Source organism: Sphingobacterium sp. xlx-130 (assembly GCF_011007405.1).
GTDB lineage: Bacteria > Bacteroidota > Bacteroidia > Sphingobacteriales > Sphingobacteriaceae > Sphingobacterium > Sphingobacterium luzhongxinii.
In genome coordinates, this window is the sequence record NZ_WFKN01000012.1 from 66,468 (window position 1) to 85,285 (window position 18,818).

Here is an 18,818-nt window from a genome sequence, read left to right on the forward strand (position 1 = left end):
AATTCTAAGGTTCCCATTTCAGCTCCAGGCTGCAAATAGTGGCACTATTATAGTAAAAGTTAATAAAGGAGCGATACATTATCCATGCAAACGTTTCCGTTCGGTGCTATCTATTTGCGGGTATTTTTTCCATTCTCCATTCCGCCGGTTACCTTTTGGCCTAGCGCTCTGCTATCCCCTATTACCGGGGATAGCACGATATCCCTACCCTAGGGCTCTTTTTTCACCATTGTGTCTGGAACGCTGTGAAAAACACTAGAAAAAGTCAAGATCAGCTATTGCAGCCCATTTTCTTTTATTGACCTCTTCCAGCGCCACAAACTTCACGAACTTCCCTTCCCGGGGCTTTTCAAACTTCACCTGCTGCACCTGCGCCACGTTTTCAAAAGAACCACTTGCCACAGCCTCTCCCCAGCTCTTTCCATCCATACTGACAAATAGCTCATACTTCCCTACCCTTCCGTTTTCAGAGTCCTGCCGGGGCGTATAGGTACAGCCCTGGATCAGCTTAGACTGCGGCAGCTCTATTATTAAATAATGCGACTTGCTCGCCCTCCATTCCCCATTCCACTCACTGCTCCAAAAGGTAGCAGGATCGCCATCCAGCACATCCCTATAATCGTGCAGGGGCCATCGGCTCGATCCCTCCAGCACCCGGGTCACGGTCTTAGGATCCGGAATTAAGCTTTCCAGGGCCACGCTATCCATCTGCACTTTCGGGTCGAACGCATCACTTTGCATATACGCCAATAGGCTGTTTTTAAAATGTTGTATTTCCGGTCTCTTGGCTTCATCCGATACCAGGTCCAGTCCACACACCATCAATTTACCCTTCCCCACCCTGAGTTCGAACACCGCTGCCAGTTTGTTATTCCTATGGTAATCATCAATGATCTGCACCAATGGATCAATGTCTTTGTGATCGTTCAATATAAATGCATTTGCAAAATGGATCATATGCATCCATCTCGGATCCGCAAAGCTTCTGGTCTCAAATCCTTTAAACACCGGATGGTCAGGGTCGCACAGCATACCTGCCGTACCCGGGTATACCCTTCCCAGCGCACCTCTATTAAAAGACCAGAAATGAGGGGTGAATGACGTCTTCTGTACATTCTTTCCATGCCCCTCGAGCGGCCACTGCAAAAGCACCTTTCCGCCCGACTCCAGCACGGCAAAAACCTGTTCATCCAACACCTCAGCCACATGCACCCCTTTGGGATCCACCGGCTGCACCACAGGGTATACATAAAAGTCCCACGTATTCCGATAGGCTGTCCCTTCTAAGGCCAGCTCAAACATATAGCTGCCCGCTCTATCGAGCTTATCCAGCGGCAAGTTTAGACTGCCTACCGGTGTAGACTCCCCTTGCTTTATCTGCCCCGCTTCAAATTTACCCTTCATTAGCTTTTCCCCGTTCGGGCTGTACACCGCCCATGCCAGCCTCTTCCCCGTTATATCTGCCGGTCCAAAATTCCAGACCTCCGCCTTTATATCCAAAGACTCCCCGGTGGTATAGGTCCATTTCTTCATGCGTACCAGCGGCACCACCTCCGAACAGAAACTTCTAAACTCCTCCGGGCGCACATAGCCTTTACTATCCCAAAAAGGATCCAGAATCCCCACCATAGCTTCCGATTGACCGGGAAAATCCTGCAGCCCCAGATACTGGTACCCTGACACCCCACCAGTACGGTACATAGACTCCAGCACCTGCTTGATATGCCATACCCCGTGCCTGCCGGACGCCTTCGCCATTTCCCGATCTTTCTCCGCGAGACCATTGGCCAGCAGCCGATCATACATCGGCACAAAATTGTCTGGTTGTATCACGCCATCAAACTTTTTCATAAAATCAAAGCCCGGATACATCACCCATTGACCATTTTCATGTATCACGAGCGGCGGCTCATCCGGTCCCTTACCGGCAGCAAAGTCAAAATCATTACTTTCTATCAGCTCTTCCCTGGGTATATTACATATCTCTTCATTTTCCCAGGTTTTATTAAACCTTACCTCACTAGCCGTATGCATCTTATTGACATGTCCCGCCTGCGTGGCATACAATCTTCGGGGATCATATTTGCGGTATCCATCCACGATTCTATTCTTCATGGGCAGATCAGCATACGACAGCTCATTACTCAGCGCCATCAGTACAAATGAAGGATGGTTGCCATATTCATTGAGTACGCGGTAGCCTTCGTTGTAGAGGTATTCTGTCGCATAGTTTGTCGCTGTCGGCTCCGGCCCCCATAGCAATTCAGCCTGCAGATAGATCCCCATCTCGTCGGCCACATCAAAAGCTACCTTTGGCGGACATACCGAATGGTACCTGAGGTGATTCATTCCATATTCCTTGACCGTGCCCAGCACCTTTTCCCACGCGGCCCTATCCATCGGCATATACCCCGTTTTGGGATAAATCGCACAATCCAGGGTACCCCTCAGAAATACGGGCCTATCATTAACCAATATCTGGGTGCCATTGGTGGATATCTTCCTGAAAGCAAAGCGTTCTCTTTTCGTCTCCATAAAGGCGAGTCCCTCACCCTGCACCTCCAGTTCGAGTCTATACAGCTCAGGGGTAAATTCATCCCAGAGCACGATAGCCTTGTCGATAGGCAGCACAATCTCCTGTATCCTTTTACCTTGCTCTACCTTTCTGGCGTATATCTTTTGGGCGACCACCTTGCCGTCGCTGCCCCTTACCAGCACCTTGAACTGCGCTGGCAGCCTTCTCCCGGTATGGTTATCCAGCTCCACCTCCAGTCTTACGTTCTTGTCATGTATATCCGTAAATACACGCATGGATCGGATATGCAGCTCATTTATCTTACGCAGTTCCATTTTTCCGACCACACCATTCCAGTTGGTCTGGGTATGGTAGGTATAGCCATGCGCCATACCACCGATCAGATTCGTATTGTCCACACATATTGTGATCCGATGTTTTTTTCCGGCCTTCACAAACGGCGTCAAGTCAAATAGCCTGGGCGTGTAGAGGGCTACATCCTCTCCAACACGAACGCCATCCACCCATACGTTTATCTTAAACAAGCTTCTTTCGAGAAAGAGTTCGACCCCCTTTCCATTCCAGTCATTCGGAATATCTATTTCACGCTGGTACCAGGCCGGGCCTATATACTTATAGCGCTGTGAGGGGGCCGTATTCAGTTCATATATCCATTCGGGTTTTTCAAAATCCTCCGGAAAGGAGAACTTTCTCGTGATCGAATCATGTGGCCAGGGACTTGTTTTGTACCCTTTTTTATTGGTATCCGTGGTTCCGGGCAATACCACCTTATCCTCAAGTCCTTGTTTCAGAAACCAGGCATCCTTCATTCCGATTTTTTGCGGATCCAGCTGAAACTGCCATTCACCGGCCAGATCCAGTACTTCTTGCGTGTAAGCCACAGACCACAGCCCACAAAGCCCCAGTATCATCACCACTACCTTTCTCAGGCTACATTTCATATGTGTATAATTATTTCATGAGCTCGCAAGCTCGGTTTATTTTTTTTTAATGGTCATATGGAATATCCAAAGTACGTTATGCACGACTTTATTACTGTTGGCGTGCATGCTGCTCCGCGGCCATTGGTGCCTGTGCAGTTCTGCTACATGGATATTTCATAAGTTCAAACATTCCAAAAAGCCTTTAAATTTTTAATAAAATAGGTTTTGTAGGCGTATTTTACATCTCCAGTCTTATACATTGCCGCTCCCTCTTTTTTATTTTGGTTACCAATTGAAAGGCTATTATAGCTATAAGTTTATAAAGAGCAGGTACATTATCCATGCAAACGTTTCCGTAACTATCAGTAGCTTACAAAAGAAAACGGGAAATTTTATAAAAAAAAATTCATTTTCATTTTATTTTCATAATCCTGCTTTAGATTAGTATCTATAAATACTAATCCATGTAAAACGAGCTTACGCGCTCACCAAGTAATGATACACTTATGAAAAGTTTAGGATTATTCGTTGTAGCACTGTTGCTAGGCGCAACAGTTACAGCCCAAGAGACAACCACAAAAAGCAATACAGCTGTTGCAGCTGTAAAGAAAGCAGACAATGCCTCGCAGACGGGCAAGAAAACCGAAGGTGCTGTCCAATCTGAGACAGCCGTAGAAGCCAGTGCCGAGGGCCGTGCGCTGCGTGCGGCAAAATCGGCCGATCGCACTGAAAAGGCGGCACAGCACGCTTCAGACAAAGCGACGAAGCTGGCAGAGAAAACCTCCAATGGAGCCGTTGAAAACACCCAAAATGCACACGGAACACTCGTTAGCCAAACTGCTCATGGTATCGAAGGCGGACAGAAAGGGGCTATCGTGAGCGAGGCAGCTTCCGCCAAGGCCAAAAACGAAAACGAAGTAGAAGCAGCGTTGGCTACCGGTGTAGCAGCTGCAGAAGGAGATGCCAATGCACAGCAGGTCACGCATGGATCCGCAGTGAGCGCGGTCGCTCATGCCCAAGTTGAGTCCGGCACCAAGGGCGCCGTGGTCAGTGAGGTTGCCTCCGTGGTCGGGAAGACGCAGTCTACAGCCCATCGTGCCGTAAAAAGTGTAGACGTAGCGCCCCATGCTGCCGTACAGGCATCGCCTAAGGTACAGGCAAATGTCCGCGTATCGCCCCAGGTAAATACCCGTGTCCACACCAAAACCGACATCCGTACCACTCCGGTAAAAGTGCGTACCAATACAAGAATCCGTGGCGGCCTCAAGTAGGTCTTGGAATATTTTAGATGTTATGTTTAACTTTGAGGTGAGGGATCACCTCAAAGTAACTTTTTTTTAGGGATTATGGATTTTCGATCTCGTGTGTATGTATTCCTAGCCGTACTTTTGAGTCTGGGCAAACCCGACTCGGCCCTGGCTATGGATTGGGGCTCCAGACCGGTTTTAGCACGTGTCAGGGTCGTCATTGCCGATAGTATCCGTACCCCCCAACAAGAAGAAAAAGGCGCCAAAGCAAATCAGCGCCCAGACAAGCATGGCTCAAAAAAAAACACCGAAATAAAAAAAGAGATCCCCAAAATAGTCCCTAAAGCGCGCAACCAGCAAATCCCCCGTCCTGTAGCATTACCCAAAGTAAAGGGTACAGGCCCCCCTATTAAAGTTAAAACCAAGATCAATACGAAACTAAAAATTAAATTGTAACGATGATTCAGTCGAGTTTCTTTTGCAGTACATGTCTTTTCGTTGTACTGTTACTTTCGGGGCCTGTATCAAAGGCCCAGACCTCCGATAGTACAGCCCAAAAAACAACGTTCACGTGGACCAACCTGTGGAGCAGTAATGCAAATTATTACGGGCAGACCGCCGGCGAATCGCTGCCCTTTGTTTACACCGATTTAACCCTGCGTACCCCCATCGGATGGTACGTGTCGGCCGGCGGATACCAGCTGTTAAAAGAGGGCAATTTTCCATCCGAACTGCATGTGGGCACCGGGTTTGAATTTGCTCTTGGCTCCAAGGGGACACTTAATGTCGGCTATAACCGTTCTTTTTACAGTAAAGACTCTCCGTTGTTACAGGCCTCCAATCCCAACAGTGCTACCGTCGAGCTAGGGCTCACACACCTCTTCCAGACCGATCTTGGCGCCGATTATAACTTTGGTCAAGAAGACGATTTCTTTGTCACATTAACCAACAGCAAGATTGTGCCGCTGCACTCCTTCACCGCCAAAGACATTTTATATATCAAGCCCAATATCTCGGTCACGGCGGGTACCCAACGCTTCTACACCAGTTATATAGAAGAGACGCAAAAACACCCCGGACTAGGTAGTATCCTAAATGGTAAAAATCCAACGCAACAGGAAGTCACCTACACCGAGACCACCGTGATCTCTACCGATTTTACGCTGTTATCCTACAATTTTCAACTTCCCGTTATCTGGCAATATGGCAACGGTTCATTTCTGGCATCCTATCAACTTTCATTATTGGGCAAAGAGGTACAAAGTGAGGCCCGTAAAAATTCATTTTTTAATGTAGGATATTTTTATCAATTTTAATAGTAACGATTAAAAACCATTATGATGAACGTGCTTCTAGTTGAAGACGAAAAAGAACTTGCCCAAGAAGTATCGGTATACCTGCAGGGACTACGTTATGACTGTACAGTTGCGGGCAGCCAGCGCGAGGCATTGCACTATCTTTCGCAGAAGCCCTATGCTATTATCGTATTAGACCTGGGTTTACCCGACGGCAGCGGATTTGAGCTGTTGCGCGCTATCAAGAGAGATCATCCGGAGAGCTTCGTGCTGATTGCTTCTGCACGTGGGGCAGTAGCGGATCGCGTACTTGGACTGCAGGACGGGGCAGACGACTACCTGCCCAAGCCCTTTGCGCTGGTCGAGTTACATGCCCGTCTACAGGCATTATGGCGGCGGCGCTACGGAAACCTACAGGAAACCATCTCCTTAGGCGGTTTTGTAATAGACCTGGAGCAGCGCTGTGTACGATTTCAGCAACAGGAGATACAGCTGTACAAAAAAGAATTCGATATTCTGAGTTTCTTATTGCTGCACCGCAATCGGCCATTGAGCCGTTCGCAGCTGTACGAACACGTCTGGGGCGATTACAGCCTCCCCAATGGAGACTCCAACTATATCGATGTACACATCAAGAACATACGCAAAAAACTATCGGTATATGCAACAGTCGATTGGCTACAATCGGTACGGGGCATAGGTTATAAAATTGTATTGCCGTGAAGCTAAACAGCAAATTCACCTTATATTTTGCCCTATCGAAACTACTTATTTTCGGGTTATTCCTATTGATCCTTCCCTGGCTATTCAGCTTTTATGCACGGTATTCGATAGACGGGGTGTTAAAGAAGCAACAGCATGCCGTCTTTGACAATATACGGCACTACGGTCTACAACACTATCTACAAGGCGACAGCAGTTTTGGGAGCTATACGATGCTCAAGGAAGATTACATCGCCCTACAACAAGTACAAGCCGACAGTAGCCTTCCAGGATCATTCAGCATAGCCAATGAAGCACGTATTATTGATCGAGATACGATCGAATACCGCATTCTACATCGCTATTTTGAGGCCGACGGCACTACCTACCTCCTCGAAATCGGACGTTCGGAGACCAGCATACGCCTATACGCCGCCCTCTTACAAAAGGTAGCCTTGGGCATTCTCGGTCTTTTGCTCATTACCACAGTCACTATCGATTATTTCTACGGGACCCATATCCTTAGGCCTTTACGCGATATCGTACGGCTGCGGTTGCAGCACCAATCTTTTCCCTTCACGGCCGCATCCCAACCCATTTCTACCTCTACCTTAGATTTCCAGTTATTGGATCAGCGATTACGGGAGCTCATGGCTCAGGCTACCGCTGCATACACCCGTGAAAAAGAGTTCACCGCCAATGCATCCCATGAGCTATTGACCCCCATCGCCGTGTTACGCAGCAAGCTCGAGAACCTTCTGGATACCCCATCGCTTTCCGACGCCGTGATCGACAAACTACAGTCCAGCCTCCATACGCTAGACCGGCTTCAGGGACTGGTACGCACGCTGCTCTTTTTAGCACGGGTAGATAGTGGCGAGTATTCGCGAACAGAAACCGTCCACTTACACCCCCTCTTGCAGGATATCATTTCCGAATTACAGCTCTTTATGGATGCCAAGTCCCTCTCCTTGAACATGACGGTAGACCCACAGCTCCGGATAAGCCATCAACATAGGCAGCTGCTGTTTCAATTGCTCTATAACCTGATTCACAATGCCATCCAGTATAATGTACAGGGCGGAAGGGTAGACATCCGGGGTAGCTTTTCAGCCGATAAGTTCAAGCTGTGCATCCAGGATACCGGCATCGGCATGGACGCGACGCAAACGGAAAAATTATTCCAGCGATTTCACCGTCTTGCCGTAGGTAATGGATTAGGCCTGTCCATCGCCAAAAGCATTGCCGATTTTCTAGCGATCGACATACAGGTCCATTCCGAAAAGCAACGAGGTACCACTATCTATTTATTGTTCGAGGCCCAAGATTGCCAAGCGTATGAGCCCCAATAGTCTATTATTCCAATTGATCTGTTGATAAACATAACGCCCCAAGTCCATATCGACCTCAGTAACCAATCTATTCGAGCAAGCAAAAAAAAAAGGCTTAGCTCGGTAGTCGAGCTAAGCCTTCTTGCTATAGTTATATTAACAGCGATTAGCCTACCGCTATTGTATTATCATTCTGCAAGTGATCCAACAAGGTTGGGTTTTTGATCGGGCAGGTCTTCAACAGGTCCCTGACCGGATATTTGGCCACCACCTCCTGCAGCGCGGCGAGGTGTTTTTCGTGGTGCGTATCGGTACCTACAAAATCATACATTCCCGATTTGATCATGGTCAGTGCAGCCACTTTCACCTCCGTACCGTAGTAGCGGCTTATCGAGAGCAGGTTGAGCTGCAATAGGCAGCCTGCATCTTTGATCTGCTTGTACATATCGAAGTTGTAGTGGTAGTAGTTGTAGCGTTCCGGATGCGCCAGGATAGGCTTATAGCCCAGGTTCTGTATATCCAGTATCGTCTGGAATAGCGCTTTGGACTCCGCTAGGTAGGACATCTCAATGAGCACGTAGCCTCCCGGCATCACGCAGAGGTTGTCCTTCTTGATGATAGCCTCCAGCCCTTCATCGATCATATGCTCCGCCGCCGCAAATATACGTACCTTGGGGTCTGCAGTACACAGCTCCTTACTTAGCTTGTCGTGTGCCGCAGCGATAGTCGATTTGGTATTGGGGTGGACGTCGGCCATGATGTGTGGCGTACAGATAAATTTTTCAAAGCCCATGGCATGCAGACCTTTGATGAGCGCGACAGACTGCGCCGTAGATTGGCTACCGTCATCGATACCGGGCAACAGGTGGTTGTGCATATCCACTTCCAGAAAAGCCAGTTTGCCCATTGTCATCACCTTGGTTTCGCTCTGTCCTTTACCAAATAGCTTCGAAAAAAATCCCATTATATCTAATAAAAAAAGTCTATATATACTCTATAAACGTAATAACTCGCTCTTCGCTACACCGACAGCCTGGCAAAATATCGTTTTATCAAAATTTCACCTTTTACAGGAGCAAAACTTATGCCACAGTCCGTCTCCCGCCGAGCAATACAATCTAATATTGTGTGCAAGATACGTAATATTAACTTAATATTCAATCTAGATTGTATAAAATTTATTACAAACCGTGGCTTTTAGCGCTATCTAAGGGCCAGTTTGGTGCCACGGCAAAAAAAAAGCTTCTGCAATGGAACAGAAGCTTTTTTTATTTTATTTTCATATATCCGGCTTCATAGTCAGGAGCCGAACATACACATCAATTTCTATTTCTTTCCGAAGAGGCCTTTCAGTTTAGCCATCAGCCTTTCCCGCAGGGATTTATTGCCCATATCGCCATAACCGTAGCCGTAGCCGTAGCCATAACCGTAGCCCTTGGCAAAGTCCACATCATTCACCACGACCGACATATTCTTCAGCTTACCATCCGCATAGAGCTCTTTCGGCACATTGAGCAAGCGCTTGTCCAGGTAGTTGGCACGCGACACGTATACCGTCAGATCCGCATTGTGCGCGATCAGTAACGTATCCGTTACTAAGCTCACCGGTGCCGTATCTACGAGTACATAGTCGTAGTGTTCCTGCGCGTATTTAATGATATCGTCAAAGTGACCGTTCATCAGCAACTCTGCCGGATTGGGTGCGATGTAGCCCGAGTAGATAATATCGAAGCGGTAATTGTCCGGCTTCTTGATAATGATATTATCGATATCCATATCCGGATTGATCAGGTACTGTGTGATCCCTACATTGGTATGCTGCAGGTGCGATAGGCCGAGGTAGTCCAATACCTTCGGCGAGCGAATATCAGCTCCCATAAGCAAGACCTTCTTGCCCGACATGGATAGAATACGTGCCAGGTTGGTGGACACAAAGGATTTACCTTCGCCCGAGGTCGTAGACGTCACAAAGATCACGGCTGAATCTTTCTTCGCCCCCAACATAAAAGAAATATTGGTCCGCATGATACGGAAGGCTTCCGCCAACGAAGAGCGATCGTTATCGTGTACAATAGGATCTGATGAAGTAGGCACCTCACCCAATATCGGCGCTGCCAGTACCGCTTCGATATCCTTGCGCGACTGCACCTTATTATCCAGTAAGAATTTCATGTACAAGGCTGCAAATGGCAGCAATATCCCAGCGATAAGCGCTCCCAACAGGATAATCATCTTCTTCGGTGCTACAGGGATATCCGACCCGTAAGCCTCATCAATTATTTTGAGGATATCCGGTCGAGCTGCTGCTTTGATTTCATTCTCTTCGCGTTTCTGCAAGAGAAACAGGTAGATCGACTCGACAATTTGTTGCTGACGGGAGATATCCTTAAATCCCAACTCCTGCCGAGGCACCGCCGAGATCCGGCCTTGCAGCTGGTTCTTTTTCGCCTGTGCATTATTCAGCGACAATTTTAGGACCGACTGGTAGTTGTCCAGCGAGGTCATCAGGTTTCGGTTCAGCGCGCGGATATTCTCGGTGAGGTTTTTCACCACCGGGTTATCTACGGTCGAGCTTTTTAGCAGGTCTTCTCTTTCCAGTACGAGCTTATTATATTCCACGAGCGATTTCTCGATGGACAGATCCTGTAGGCCTATATTCGAGGGTAGCAGTTGCAGATCCGAATTCGATTGGATCGACTCCTTCATATAATCTGCCAACTGCAGCTGCGTGCGTTTCTCGAGTACATCCTTATCCGCTTCCGACATGGTTTTCAGGTTCAGCTCCGCTTCGGCCATCAGGTCCGTCAGGTTATTGCTGGACTTAAAGTCCCGCACCTTTTGATCCGCCGAGTCCAGGTCCCGAGAGATCAAGTCCAACCGTGCCGAGATAAACTTGGAGGTCGCGGCTGTGACTTTATTCTTATCGTCTGATACATCGGCATTATACTGTTCGATCAGGCTGTTGATAATCAGTTGGGACTTTTCTTTGATCGGCCCCGTCATCGAGAAAGAGACGATGTAGGACTGCTTTTCCGAACTGGGACTGATCTGTACCGCTTTTTGCAGATCGTCGATCGTCTTATCGATAGATCTTAAGTTAACAACAATAGTTTGTCCGATAGCTTTTGCAAAGTCCTTATTTGGCGTAAACACCAAGCTTCCAAAATTCGTAGCTACCGACTTCCCAAACTGGAGATTATCTTGCTCTGCACCGTTCTTTTCGACCAAGGAGAACCGGGTATTATCGATGATCTTTAGTGTAAAAGAGGCTTCCTTCTGCAGATCTTTGGCCTGCCCGGTCGTCACCTTAATTGGCGATTGCGATTGCATCACCTCGGTCTCTTTAATCTTCCCCTTTACAAAATAGCTGTGCTGCAGGTTATGCTGCTCGATCACCTTGCGCAGTATACGGCGCGATTTGACAATCTCGATCTGGTCAATGACAAAAGCCGATTGCCCACCGCCCCCGGTGAGGCTGCTCAATTCGGCCAGCCCGGCCATCTCCCCCGAGGCCTTGTCCTCCTTCTGCAACAGAATCTTCGCATCTACTTTATATTGGGGTGTGCTGTACCTGAGGTATAGAAACGCAGCCAGTACAGCCAGTACTATCGAAAACAAAAACCATTTCCAATAGTAAGCATACTGCTCGACCAGTTGTTTCAAGTCGATTTCCTGCTCTTCGCTTTCTGTCTTTGTCGTATTATTGATTGTAGGCTGGTTCATGCTTATTTATTCGCGTTGGTCACAATGAGTGCCGTTATCGTAATGATTAATGAAGTAATGGATATCCACACATTGGTATTCTGCCCCAGGCTGGAGTTACGCACCTGCGATCCGTTGGGCTCCACATAGAGCACATCGTTCTGTGCCAGGTAATAATAGGGCGAGTTCAGTAGCGAATCGGAAAGTAGGTTCAAACGCTCCATTTGCTTTTTGCCGTCCTTCTCCCGGATCAATAATACATTATTCCGCACGCCTTTTATGGTCATATCCCCGGCTAAGCCTAGGGCTTCCAATACGGTGACTCTTTCCTGCGGGAGGTTATAGGTCCCCGGCTTATTCACTTCGCCCAATACCGTGATCTTAAAGTTCGTAAAGCTGATATTCACCCCAGGATCCACAATATATTGTTTCAACCGATTCCGCAATAGGTCTGTCGCTTCCAACCGGCTCAATCCACCCACTTTGACCTTGCCCAATACCGGAAAATCAATCTCGCCGTTGGCATCCACCAAATAGGTCGGTTTAAACGCCATGTCCGTAGCAGATCCAGCTGCAGCCTGATAAATATTCTGTTGATTAAATGGTAGCGTCGCCTTTACATCCGCAGCCGATACGGTAATCGTCAACAAATCCTCTTGTTGTATCTTCGGCGCATATTTGGTCTGCATATTCTCCAACTCCAACTGCGAAGGTTGCAGATACACAATATTCTTGCGTGAAGCACAAGAAGCAAAGGTCAAAAGTACTAAAAGAGCGAGGTAAATTTTATTCATTCAATATAATTTAAAGCCTACAAGCAATAATCAATCCAGTTCTTATGAACCAACCACAAAAGTAAAATATTAATAGTAATATTAAAATAACATTTTCATTTTCACTCCTTCACTCTCCTAACTTGATCACTCTCCGCTTGTCACTCACAATCTTTGGCAAGGAAATTGCTAGCATTTTACCTACTACCTATTTAAGACGCTATGAATCGATTTACGCTACTTTTTAGAACATTGCATAATGATGCCCGTACATTCCTTGTCGCGATCAGCCTGTTCCTGATCGCTACCATACTCTTCGCATCACTTTTATACTTGGGTTACTAGCCTATTCATCAAGCAAGCCCTCCTTTACTTGTGCTTGCTTGTACTGATATTATCGGTATCCCGTCATTGCGAACAGCGTGAAGCAATCTCCAATTATAGCGATTTCCTATTTACAAAGAAATCTACCGGCCAGGTATAATCGTCCTTCGCGGCATGTTCAATTCCATAATCGGCAAACACCGTCAATTCTGACCCCTCTTCCAAAGCCTGAAAAGCAGTTCCGTAGCCTACCGGCACATGTACCACCTGCATATCGGATGCATTAATGATCCGTCGTTGCACCGGCAGGTCTGGAGAAGGATTCGCCCAATCATCGATCTTCACCAAATCCAGCGTAAACGACCCCGACTGCACATAAAACCAGCGCTGCTCAATACGGTGCGCACGCCAGCCCCTTACCAACTCCGTATCGCCATTCTTAATAATATAAAAGCGCTTCACCTGCGACATATCAAAATCATTGACAAACCGAATCTGCCCGCGGTGATCCTTTGCTATCCCACCTTTTATCAAATCAATCGTAACTAGACTCTTTAAAGATTATAATCTTTAATGCTTTACTTGTCTATACCTATTTCTACGAATTGCTCTCGCACAACGTTCCTTATCCGCTCTCTATCTTGATCTGTCAGGTTAGAACCAGACGGTAAACACAATCCATTATCAAACAATGTTTCTGCTACTTTATCACCATAATAAGGAGATTCCGCAAAGATAGGCTGCATGTGCATAGGCTTCCATAATGGGCGAGATTCGATATCATCTTCCAAAAATGCTAAATGCAGATCTTGTCTAGTTTTACCAGCTAAAGAGGGGTCAATTGTAATAGCAGACAACCAATGGTTCGAATAGAAATCCCCACTCGGCTCTGTAAAAACAGTAACACCATCGATACCTCTAAATAACTCTACATAGAAATCATGCATTGCACGACGCGCTTGTACACGAGAACTAAGTACTTCCATCTGTCCACGGCCTATTCCTGCACTAATATTTGACATGCGGTAATTATAGCCAATATGTGAATGCTGATAGTGTGCCGCTTGATCCCGCGCTTGGGTAGATAAGAACACCGCCTTATCTTTATCTTGTTGAGTATGACATACCAAAGCCCCCCCTCCCGAAGTCGTGATAATCTTATTTCCGTTAAAGGAAAGTACACCAAATCGTCCAAAAGTACCACAGGATTTCCCTTTGTAGGTAGATCCTAGTGCCTCTGCGGCATCTTCGATAACCGGTATATCATACTCTTGTGCTATCGTTAAGATTTCATCCATCTTGGCTGGCATTCCGTACAGATGGACCACAATTATAGCTTTTGGCTTTTTACCTTTAGCCAATCGATCCTTAATAGCCTCTTTAAGCGCAATGGGACACATATTCCAAGTCTCTTTCTCTGAATCTATAAATATAGGGAGGGCTCCTTGATAGGCTATTGGATTTGCTGACGCAGAAAATGTCATTGACTGGCAGATTACTTCATCACCATAACCAACCCCACATTCAATTAAAGCCAAATGGAGCGCTGCTGTACCTGCAGACAAAGCAGCAACCTTAACATCAGCATCTAAAAAAATTTTCAAATCCTTTTCAAAACCATTTACATTAGGGCCTAAAGGCGCAATCCAATTCGCATCAAATGCTTCATGTATATACTTCAATTCATTTCCTCCCATATGTGGAGAAGAAAGCCATATTTTATCTGACATTTTTATATTTGCTTTTATTGTGCGCTATAACCGCCATCAATTAATAAATCTATACCTGTTATCCACTTAGATTTATCTGAAACTAAAAACTGAATTCCATCCACCACATCCTGCACTTCTCCAATACCCAAAGGATGCATTCTCTTAATCTCATTGGCGTTCTCTTCGCTTACAGAAGCTAAAATTTTGGACGACATATCTGTCATCACCATCCCTGGAGATATAGAATTTACTCGAATTTTCTTTGAAGCTAATTCCACAGCTAGTGCTTTTGATGCGGCTAAAAGCCCTCCTTTAGACATACAATAAGCTGCCTTAGCAGGTTGTCCTAAGCTTCCCATTACCGAGCTTATAAAAACTATAGAACCTCCAACTGAAGAAAAGTTACCCTTTTTCATTAAAGATTTAGTAATAAGTAATGCAGGAATTGTGTTTACTTGAACAATATCTGTTAAGAACTCAGATTTAGCGAATTTTAAAGGTACAGTGCCCTCTTGCCCTGCAGAGTACACAAAAGCTGTAAAAGCCCCTCCCTCTCCTTTTGCAGAAGCAGTAATAGCCTCATCTAAAGACTTTTCATCTTTTACATCAATAGCAAAATAGGTGTGTCCTTCACCTTCACAAGAAGCAATAACTTCTTTCAATTTATTTTCGGTACGAGCAACTAAAACTAACCTCGCACCGGCTTTAGAAAGCCCTATAGCAGTTGATCTTCCAATTCCAGAGGATGCTCCAACGATTAAAATCTTTTGATTATCTAGATTCATCTCAACTTTTACTTTTCAATAAAGGCAATAATACTATCTATAGAGACCATTTCTGATATTTCTTCAGGTTCAAAAGACTTATCAAAAGCATCTTCCAACTCAACAATCAAATTCAAATGTCTTAAGGAATCCCAGTTTTCAATATTCTCTTGCGTTATATCAATGGGGAATTCATCAATTGGCAACTCAAAAACTTCGGACATTATCTCTACAATTTTCTCTTTCATTTTAATCTATATTTATTGTATAATAATCTTTAATATTAATTTTTTGTTCAGCATCAAATATATAACTTTTCACTCCTTCCAGATCTTCTGACTCTAACCGAAACCCTACCTTTTCAAGGAAATCCCTAGTCATCCCATTCTTCTTAGAAGGAATATACTCTGCTTTCATTGATTTACCCGTATTTCGCATTAACTTCTTAATAATACTTAACAATGTTATTATTTCAATCTCACGACCAAGGATACGACAGCTCAGTAAATAGGAATCTAAAAACAGGACGTCATCCCTTTCTTCGACGATACATTCAATAGTAATGCCATTATCTCCAAATTTATCCTTTACGTTTGCACAAAAAATATGATTACCTTGATTTATTTTCCACTTTAGCTCCTCTTCCGTGTAACGTTTACTTCTCAAATTAAATTGATTTGTCTTTTGTGTCATTTGCGCCAGGCGATTAATATTACTCTCATCTGCAGGAATCACATCGACTATTATTTCGAGACTACTCAGATAATCATCCATATTTTCGAAAACTTTTTTACTTTCATTCCGAAAAAAATTCTCTTTATACTGTTCTGTTTTCTCGAAGTCCTCTTTTGAAAGTTCAAATGTTGCAAAGAACTCATTATAAACTTTCCAAAAAAAACTTACTAATTCATAGGCCTTCGCAGGAAAATCCGGCACTTCCACCTCAGGTAAAAATTCCTTCACAAGTCCCCGCTCAATAGGATTATCATCAATAAAGACGAAACTATCTGTCGCTATATTTAACTCCTCTGCTATAGACTTAATATTCTCAGCTTTATTCTGCCAATTGATTCGATAAGCTGAAAGTACTTTATCATTAATTAAATTATTAGTATTATCACGCCATAATTCCTGAACATCTTCTAAATTATTTTTACTACAAACCGCAAGAATTACTCCTTTGTGAGATAACATTAAAAGAAGTTCTTGAAAAGCTCTAAAGGTATTGCCAGGATAGTCTTGACCTAATTTAACTCCATGAGCTCCGTCCTCACCTACAACACCACCCCATAATGTATTATCACAGTCTAAGACAATACACTTCTTGCGTTTCAGACTTAGGAAATCCAGTTGCCTTGACATCCACTTTTTAAAAGGCTTTCCTAATTTGGGATTTATAATCATCTGAGAAGTAAAGAGAAAACGCCAATCAATCTTTTCAAGTGTTTCTTCCTGAAAAAAATGGTTTATTTCAACTACTTTTACATTTGATTTTTCATTTGAAACCTCCTTAAGAAACACTTCATTAAAACCTAAAAGAGCAGTGCTTAATTCTGCGTGTTTTATCTGCCAATTATTAGCATAATTTAGTGAAAGTGTTAAAATAACAATTCTTTTATCAGAGATCAAATTTGTTATCAAACTAATTTTCGACTTAATTTCCTCAATTTCTTCAATCTGGCCTTCTGGAGTCTTGCTAGGATCCACCTGATAAAACAATATAATATTTTCAAAATCTTCGGCTGGCAACGAAACATCTCCATACCCACTAAAAGCTGTAGTATTATCGAAAAGATATTCTACTGTATAATTTCTATAAACGAAGTTTTTCATCATTTCTCTAATAGCTCAATTAATCCCAAAGTCGAATTATATAAAAAGCAAATCTTCCGACCATCAAACGCTATTGCAGGAGTTGGAGGAAGTATTAAAATAAATCGTTGTTTTTTTAACTCTTCAATTTTATCTTCAAGATTCTCTATCTCATAACAAATATGGTAGAGTGAAGATCCAGATTTAGATAAAATCTTTGATACCGGATTATCTTCTTGAGCAGGCTCTACCAATTCAATTAAGTGGTCATTTACGTTCTTTAAGAACAACAAATTGACACCCTGTAAAGGATCAAACACTACTTTCGAACAGACCTCATAACCTAACGATAAAAATACCTTTACGGACTTTTCGATAGATTTTGTGGCTACCCCATAATGATGTACTTTCATTAATATTCAATTAATTCACAAATATGAGTATTGGCTAAATCTAATGATGCCGTAGCCCATGAAAGTCCCGCCCCAAACCCACTAACTATAATCTTTTTATTAGCTGAACACCAATTCTTCAATTCGCTAACAATTGTCAAAGGAATCGTAGCAGAACTTGTATTCCCAAATTTGTGTAAGCTTATTGGAACATTTTTCATATCGTATTTAAGCTTCTTTGCGAAAAACTCGATCATAAATTTATTCGCTTGGTGAAACACAATAGAGCCATAATCCGATATTTCTGTCCCTGTTTTTTCCAACAGCTCCTTTATGCTTTTAGGAACAACTCGAAGTGTGAAATTAAAGACATCGATACCATTCATATAAACTTCTAGCTCATTTCCTAAACTACCGTCATAACGTTCCTTTTCTTCTAAGCTTTTTTCACTAAAAGGATTACGACATCCTCCTCCAGGAACACAAACAGCATCAAATCCTTCACCATCCGTATGTAAGACTGCCGCAAAATTTTGGTTATGACTTTTCTCCAAGAGAGTTGCCGTTCCTGCATCTCCATAAAGCAATGCATTCGTCTTATCTTTCGGATTTACAATCTTAGAAAACGTTTCGCCATCTAACAACAAGACGCGGTTAACATTTGGCAAGTTTAAATATGTGAAAGCCGTTGTTAAAGCATAAACATATCCACTACAAGCTAAAGTCATATCAAAACAAATTGAATCCTTACTCAACCCTAATCTATGTTGCAAGATTGGTGCTGTAGCAGGAATCTTAAAATCAGCTGTTTGTGACATGAAAATCAGAACATCGATAGAATTTCTGTCAATATTCATTTCATTTAACAATTTTTCAGCAGCCTTGAAGCATAGGTCAGAAGCACAAACCTCTGGATCTACGATACGTCGCTCAATGATTCCCACTGAATCAATTGTCTTTTTTAAATCTTCCTCAGGAAAAACATTACTTAACTTTTCATTTCTAACAATTTTTTTAGGGACACATGCTGATATACCCTTGATCGTGACTTTTGGAATTTCAAGAAATGCCATAACTACCCCTTAACAATATTAAAAATATCTCGAATTGTTGTCGATTTTTCAATATCCCGACTAGAAAGCTCTGCATCATACTCCTCCTCCATAACTGCTAGTAATCCCAATGCTGTTAAGGAACTCCATTCATCCAAAGTTTTGAATTCAGTTTCCATACTCAACTCAGATACATCAACATCATCAAAAATCGAAGTAAAATCCTCTATAAATTTATTTTCATCCATGACAT

Annotated in this window: 17 protein-coding genes; 5 read left to right on the forward strand and 12 right to left on the reverse strand. The window is 44.0% G+C overall.

What is annotated here, in order from left to right:
* Positions 1 to 255: 255 nt before the first annotated feature.
* Entirely contained in the window at positions 256 to 3,477 is a 3,222-nt protein-coding gene (locus G7B18_RS17605) for a discoidin domain-containing protein (RefSeq protein ID WP_164111747.1), read from the reverse strand.
* 488 nt (positions 3,478 to 3,965) lie between these two features.
* Here G7B18_RS17605 and G7B18_RS17610 point away from each other — a divergent pair, with 488 nt between their 5' ends.
* The 5 genes from G7B18_RS17610 (at position 3,966) to G7B18_RS17630 (ending at position 8,055) form a co-directional block, all read left to right on the forward strand.
* A complete protein-coding gene (locus G7B18_RS17610; RefSeq protein ID WP_164111746.1) occupies positions 3,966 to 4,730 on the forward strand; it encodes a hypothetical protein in 765 nt (254 codons plus the stop codon).
* A gap of 75 nt (positions 4,731 to 4,805) precedes the next feature.
* On the forward strand, positions 4,806 to 5,162 hold the full coding sequence (locus tag G7B18_RS17615; RefSeq protein WP_164111745.1) for a hypothetical protein: 357 nt from the start codon (positions 4,806 to 4,808) through the stop codon (positions 5,160 to 5,162).
* Positions 5,163 to 5,164: 2 nt separating this feature from the next.
* Positions 5,165 to 6,022 carry a hypothetical protein gene (locus G7B18_RS17620; RefSeq protein WP_164111744.1) on the forward strand — a complete coding sequence of 286 codons (858 nt, stop codon included), beginning with the start codon at positions 5,165 to 5,167 and terminating at the stop codon, positions 6,020 to 6,022.
* A 21-nt stretch (positions 6,023 to 6,043) separates the two neighbouring features.
* On the forward strand, positions 6,044 to 6,724 hold the full coding sequence (locus G7B18_RS17625; RefSeq protein WP_240452899.1) for a response regulator transcription factor: 681 nt from the start codon (positions 6,044 to 6,046) through the stop codon (positions 6,722 to 6,724).
* On the forward strand, positions 6,721 to 8,055 hold the full coding sequence (locus G7B18_RS17630; protein ID WP_164111743.1) for a sensor histidine kinase: 1,335 nt from the start codon (positions 6,721 to 6,723) through the stop codon (positions 8,053 to 8,055). Before G7B18_RS17625 ends, G7B18_RS17630 begins: the two co-directional genes overlap by 4 nt.
* A 145-nt stretch (positions 8,056 to 8,200) precedes the next feature.
* Here the strand turns inward: G7B18_RS17630 and G7B18_RS17635 are convergent, their stop codons facing one another.
* From G7B18_RS17635 to G7B18_RS17685, 11 genes are all read right to left on the reverse strand, one after another.
* Positions 8,201 to 8,998: a tyrosine-protein phosphatase gene (locus G7B18_RS17635; protein ID WP_164123623.1), complete on the reverse strand. Its 798-nt coding sequence runs from the start codon at positions 8,996 to 8,998 to the stop codon at positions 8,201 to 8,203.
* A 362-nt stretch (positions 8,999 to 9,360) separates the two neighbouring features.
* On the reverse strand, positions 9,361 to 11,757 hold the full coding sequence (locus G7B18_RS17640) for a GumC family protein (RefSeq protein WP_164123624.1): 2,397 nt from the start codon (positions 11,755 to 11,757) through the stop codon (positions 9,361 to 9,363).
* A 2-nt stretch (positions 11,758 to 11,759) separates the two neighbouring features.
* Positions 11,760 to 12,530, reverse strand: a complete 771-nt coding sequence (locus G7B18_RS17645) for a polysaccharide biosynthesis/export family protein (RefSeq protein WP_164123626.1) — start codon at positions 12,528 to 12,530, stop codon at positions 11,760 to 11,762.
* A 417-nt stretch (positions 12,531 to 12,947) separates the two neighbouring features.
* Complete coding sequence (locus tag G7B18_RS17650; RefSeq protein WP_164123628.1) at positions 12,948 to 13,367, reverse strand: WxcM-like domain-containing protein; 420 nt, start codon at positions 13,365 to 13,367, stop codon at positions 12,948 to 12,950.
* 44 nt (positions 13,368 to 13,411) lie between these two features.
* Positions 13,412 to 14,563 carry a DegT/DnrJ/EryC1/StrS family aminotransferase gene (locus tag G7B18_RS17655; RefSeq protein WP_164123630.1) on the reverse strand — a complete coding sequence of 384 codons (1,152 nt, stop codon included), beginning with the start codon at positions 14,561 to 14,563 and terminating at the stop codon, positions 13,412 to 13,414.
* Between the two features lie 14 nt (positions 14,564 to 14,577).
* Positions 14,578 to 15,330: an SDR family NAD(P)-dependent oxidoreductase gene (locus G7B18_RS17660; protein WP_164123632.1), complete on the reverse strand. Its 753-nt coding sequence runs from the start codon at positions 15,328 to 15,330 to the stop codon at positions 14,578 to 14,580.
* A gap of 8 nt (positions 15,331 to 15,338) precedes the next feature.
* The gene (locus G7B18_RS17665) at positions 15,339 to 15,557 is read right to left on the reverse strand and encodes an acyl carrier protein (protein ID WP_164123634.1); all 219 of its coding nucleotides are present in this window, start codon (positions 15,555 to 15,557) and stop codon (positions 15,339 to 15,341) included.
* A gap of 1 nt (position 15,558) precedes the next feature.
* Positions 15,559 to 17,145, reverse strand: coding sequence for an HAD-IIIC family phosphatase (locus G7B18_RS17670; protein WP_205601727.1), 1,587 nt, complete (start codon positions 17,143 to 17,145; stop codon positions 15,559 to 15,561).
* On the reverse strand, positions 17,142 to 17,534 hold the full coding sequence (locus G7B18_RS17675; protein ID WP_164123636.1) for a VOC family protein: 393 nt from the start codon (positions 17,532 to 17,534) through the stop codon (positions 17,142 to 17,144). Before G7B18_RS17675 ends, G7B18_RS17670 begins: the two co-directional genes overlap by 4 nt.
* On the reverse strand, positions 17,534 to 18,586 hold the full coding sequence (locus G7B18_RS17680; protein WP_164123638.1) for a 3-oxoacyl-ACP synthase III family protein: 1,053 nt from the start codon (positions 18,584 to 18,586) through the stop codon (positions 17,534 to 17,536). Before G7B18_RS17680 ends, G7B18_RS17675 begins: the two co-directional genes overlap by 1 nt.
* A gap of 2 nt (positions 18,587 to 18,588) precedes the next feature.
* A complete protein-coding gene (locus G7B18_RS17685) occupies positions 18,589 to 18,813 on the reverse strand; it encodes an acyl carrier protein (RefSeq protein ID WP_164123640.1) in 225 nt (74 codons plus the stop codon).
* Between the last annotated feature and the right edge of the window lie 5 nt (positions 18,814 to 18,818).

Coding starts and splice junctions, on each gene's coding strand:
- G7B18_RS17675 (WP_164123636.1), bottom strand. CDS start 17,534: ATGAAAGTACATCATTATGGGGTAGCCACAAAATCTATCGAAAAGTCC.
- G7B18_RS17610 (WP_164111746.1), top strand. CDS start 3,966: ATGAAAAGTTTAGGATTATTCGTTGTAGCACTGTTGCTAGGCGCAACA.
- G7B18_RS17615 (WP_164111745.1), top strand. CDS start 4,806: ATGGATTTTCGATCTCGTGTGTATGTATTCCTAGCCGTACTTTTGAGT.
- G7B18_RS17635 (WP_164123623.1), bottom strand. CDS start 8,998: ATGGGATTTTTTTCGAAGCTATTTGGTAAAGGACAGAGCGAAACCAAG.
- G7B18_RS17655 (WP_164123630.1), bottom strand. CDS start 14,563: ATGTCAGATAAAATATGGCTTTCTTCTCCACATATGGGAGGAAATGAA.
- G7B18_RS17640 (WP_164123624.1), bottom strand. CDS start 11,757: ATGAACCAGCCTACAATCAATAATACGACAAAGACAGAAAGCGAAGAG.
- G7B18_RS17665 (WP_164123634.1), bottom strand. CDS start 15,557: ATGAAAGAGAAAATTGTAGAGATAATGTCCGAAGTTTTTGAGTTGCCA.
- G7B18_RS17605 (WP_164111747.1), bottom strand. CDS start 3,477: ATGAAATGTAGCCTGAGAAAGGTAGTGGTGATGATACTGGGGCTTTGT.
- G7B18_RS17625 (WP_240452899.1), top strand. CDS start 6,044: ATGATGAACGTGCTTCTAGTTGAAGACGAAAAAGAACTTGCCCAAGAA.
- G7B18_RS17685 (WP_164123640.1), bottom strand. CDS start 18,813: ATGGATGAAAATAAATTTATAGAGGATTTTACTTCGATTTTTGATGAT.
- G7B18_RS17670 (WP_205601727.1), bottom strand. CDS start 17,145: ATGATGAAAAACTTCGTTTATAGAAATTATACAGTAGAATATCTTTTC.
- G7B18_RS17645 (WP_164123626.1), bottom strand. CDS start 12,530: ATGAATAAAATTTACCTCGCTCTTTTAGTACTTTTGACCTTTGCTTCT.
- G7B18_RS17620 (WP_164111744.1), top strand. CDS start 5,165: ATGATTCAGTCGAGTTTCTTTTGCAGTACATGTCTTTTCGTTGTACTG.
- G7B18_RS17660 (WP_164123632.1), bottom strand. CDS start 15,330: ATGAATCTAGATAATCAAAAGATTTTAATCGTTGGAGCATCCTCTGGA.
- G7B18_RS17680 (WP_164123638.1), bottom strand. CDS start 18,586: ATGGCATTTCTTGAAATTCCAAAAGTCACGATCAAGGGTATATCAGCA.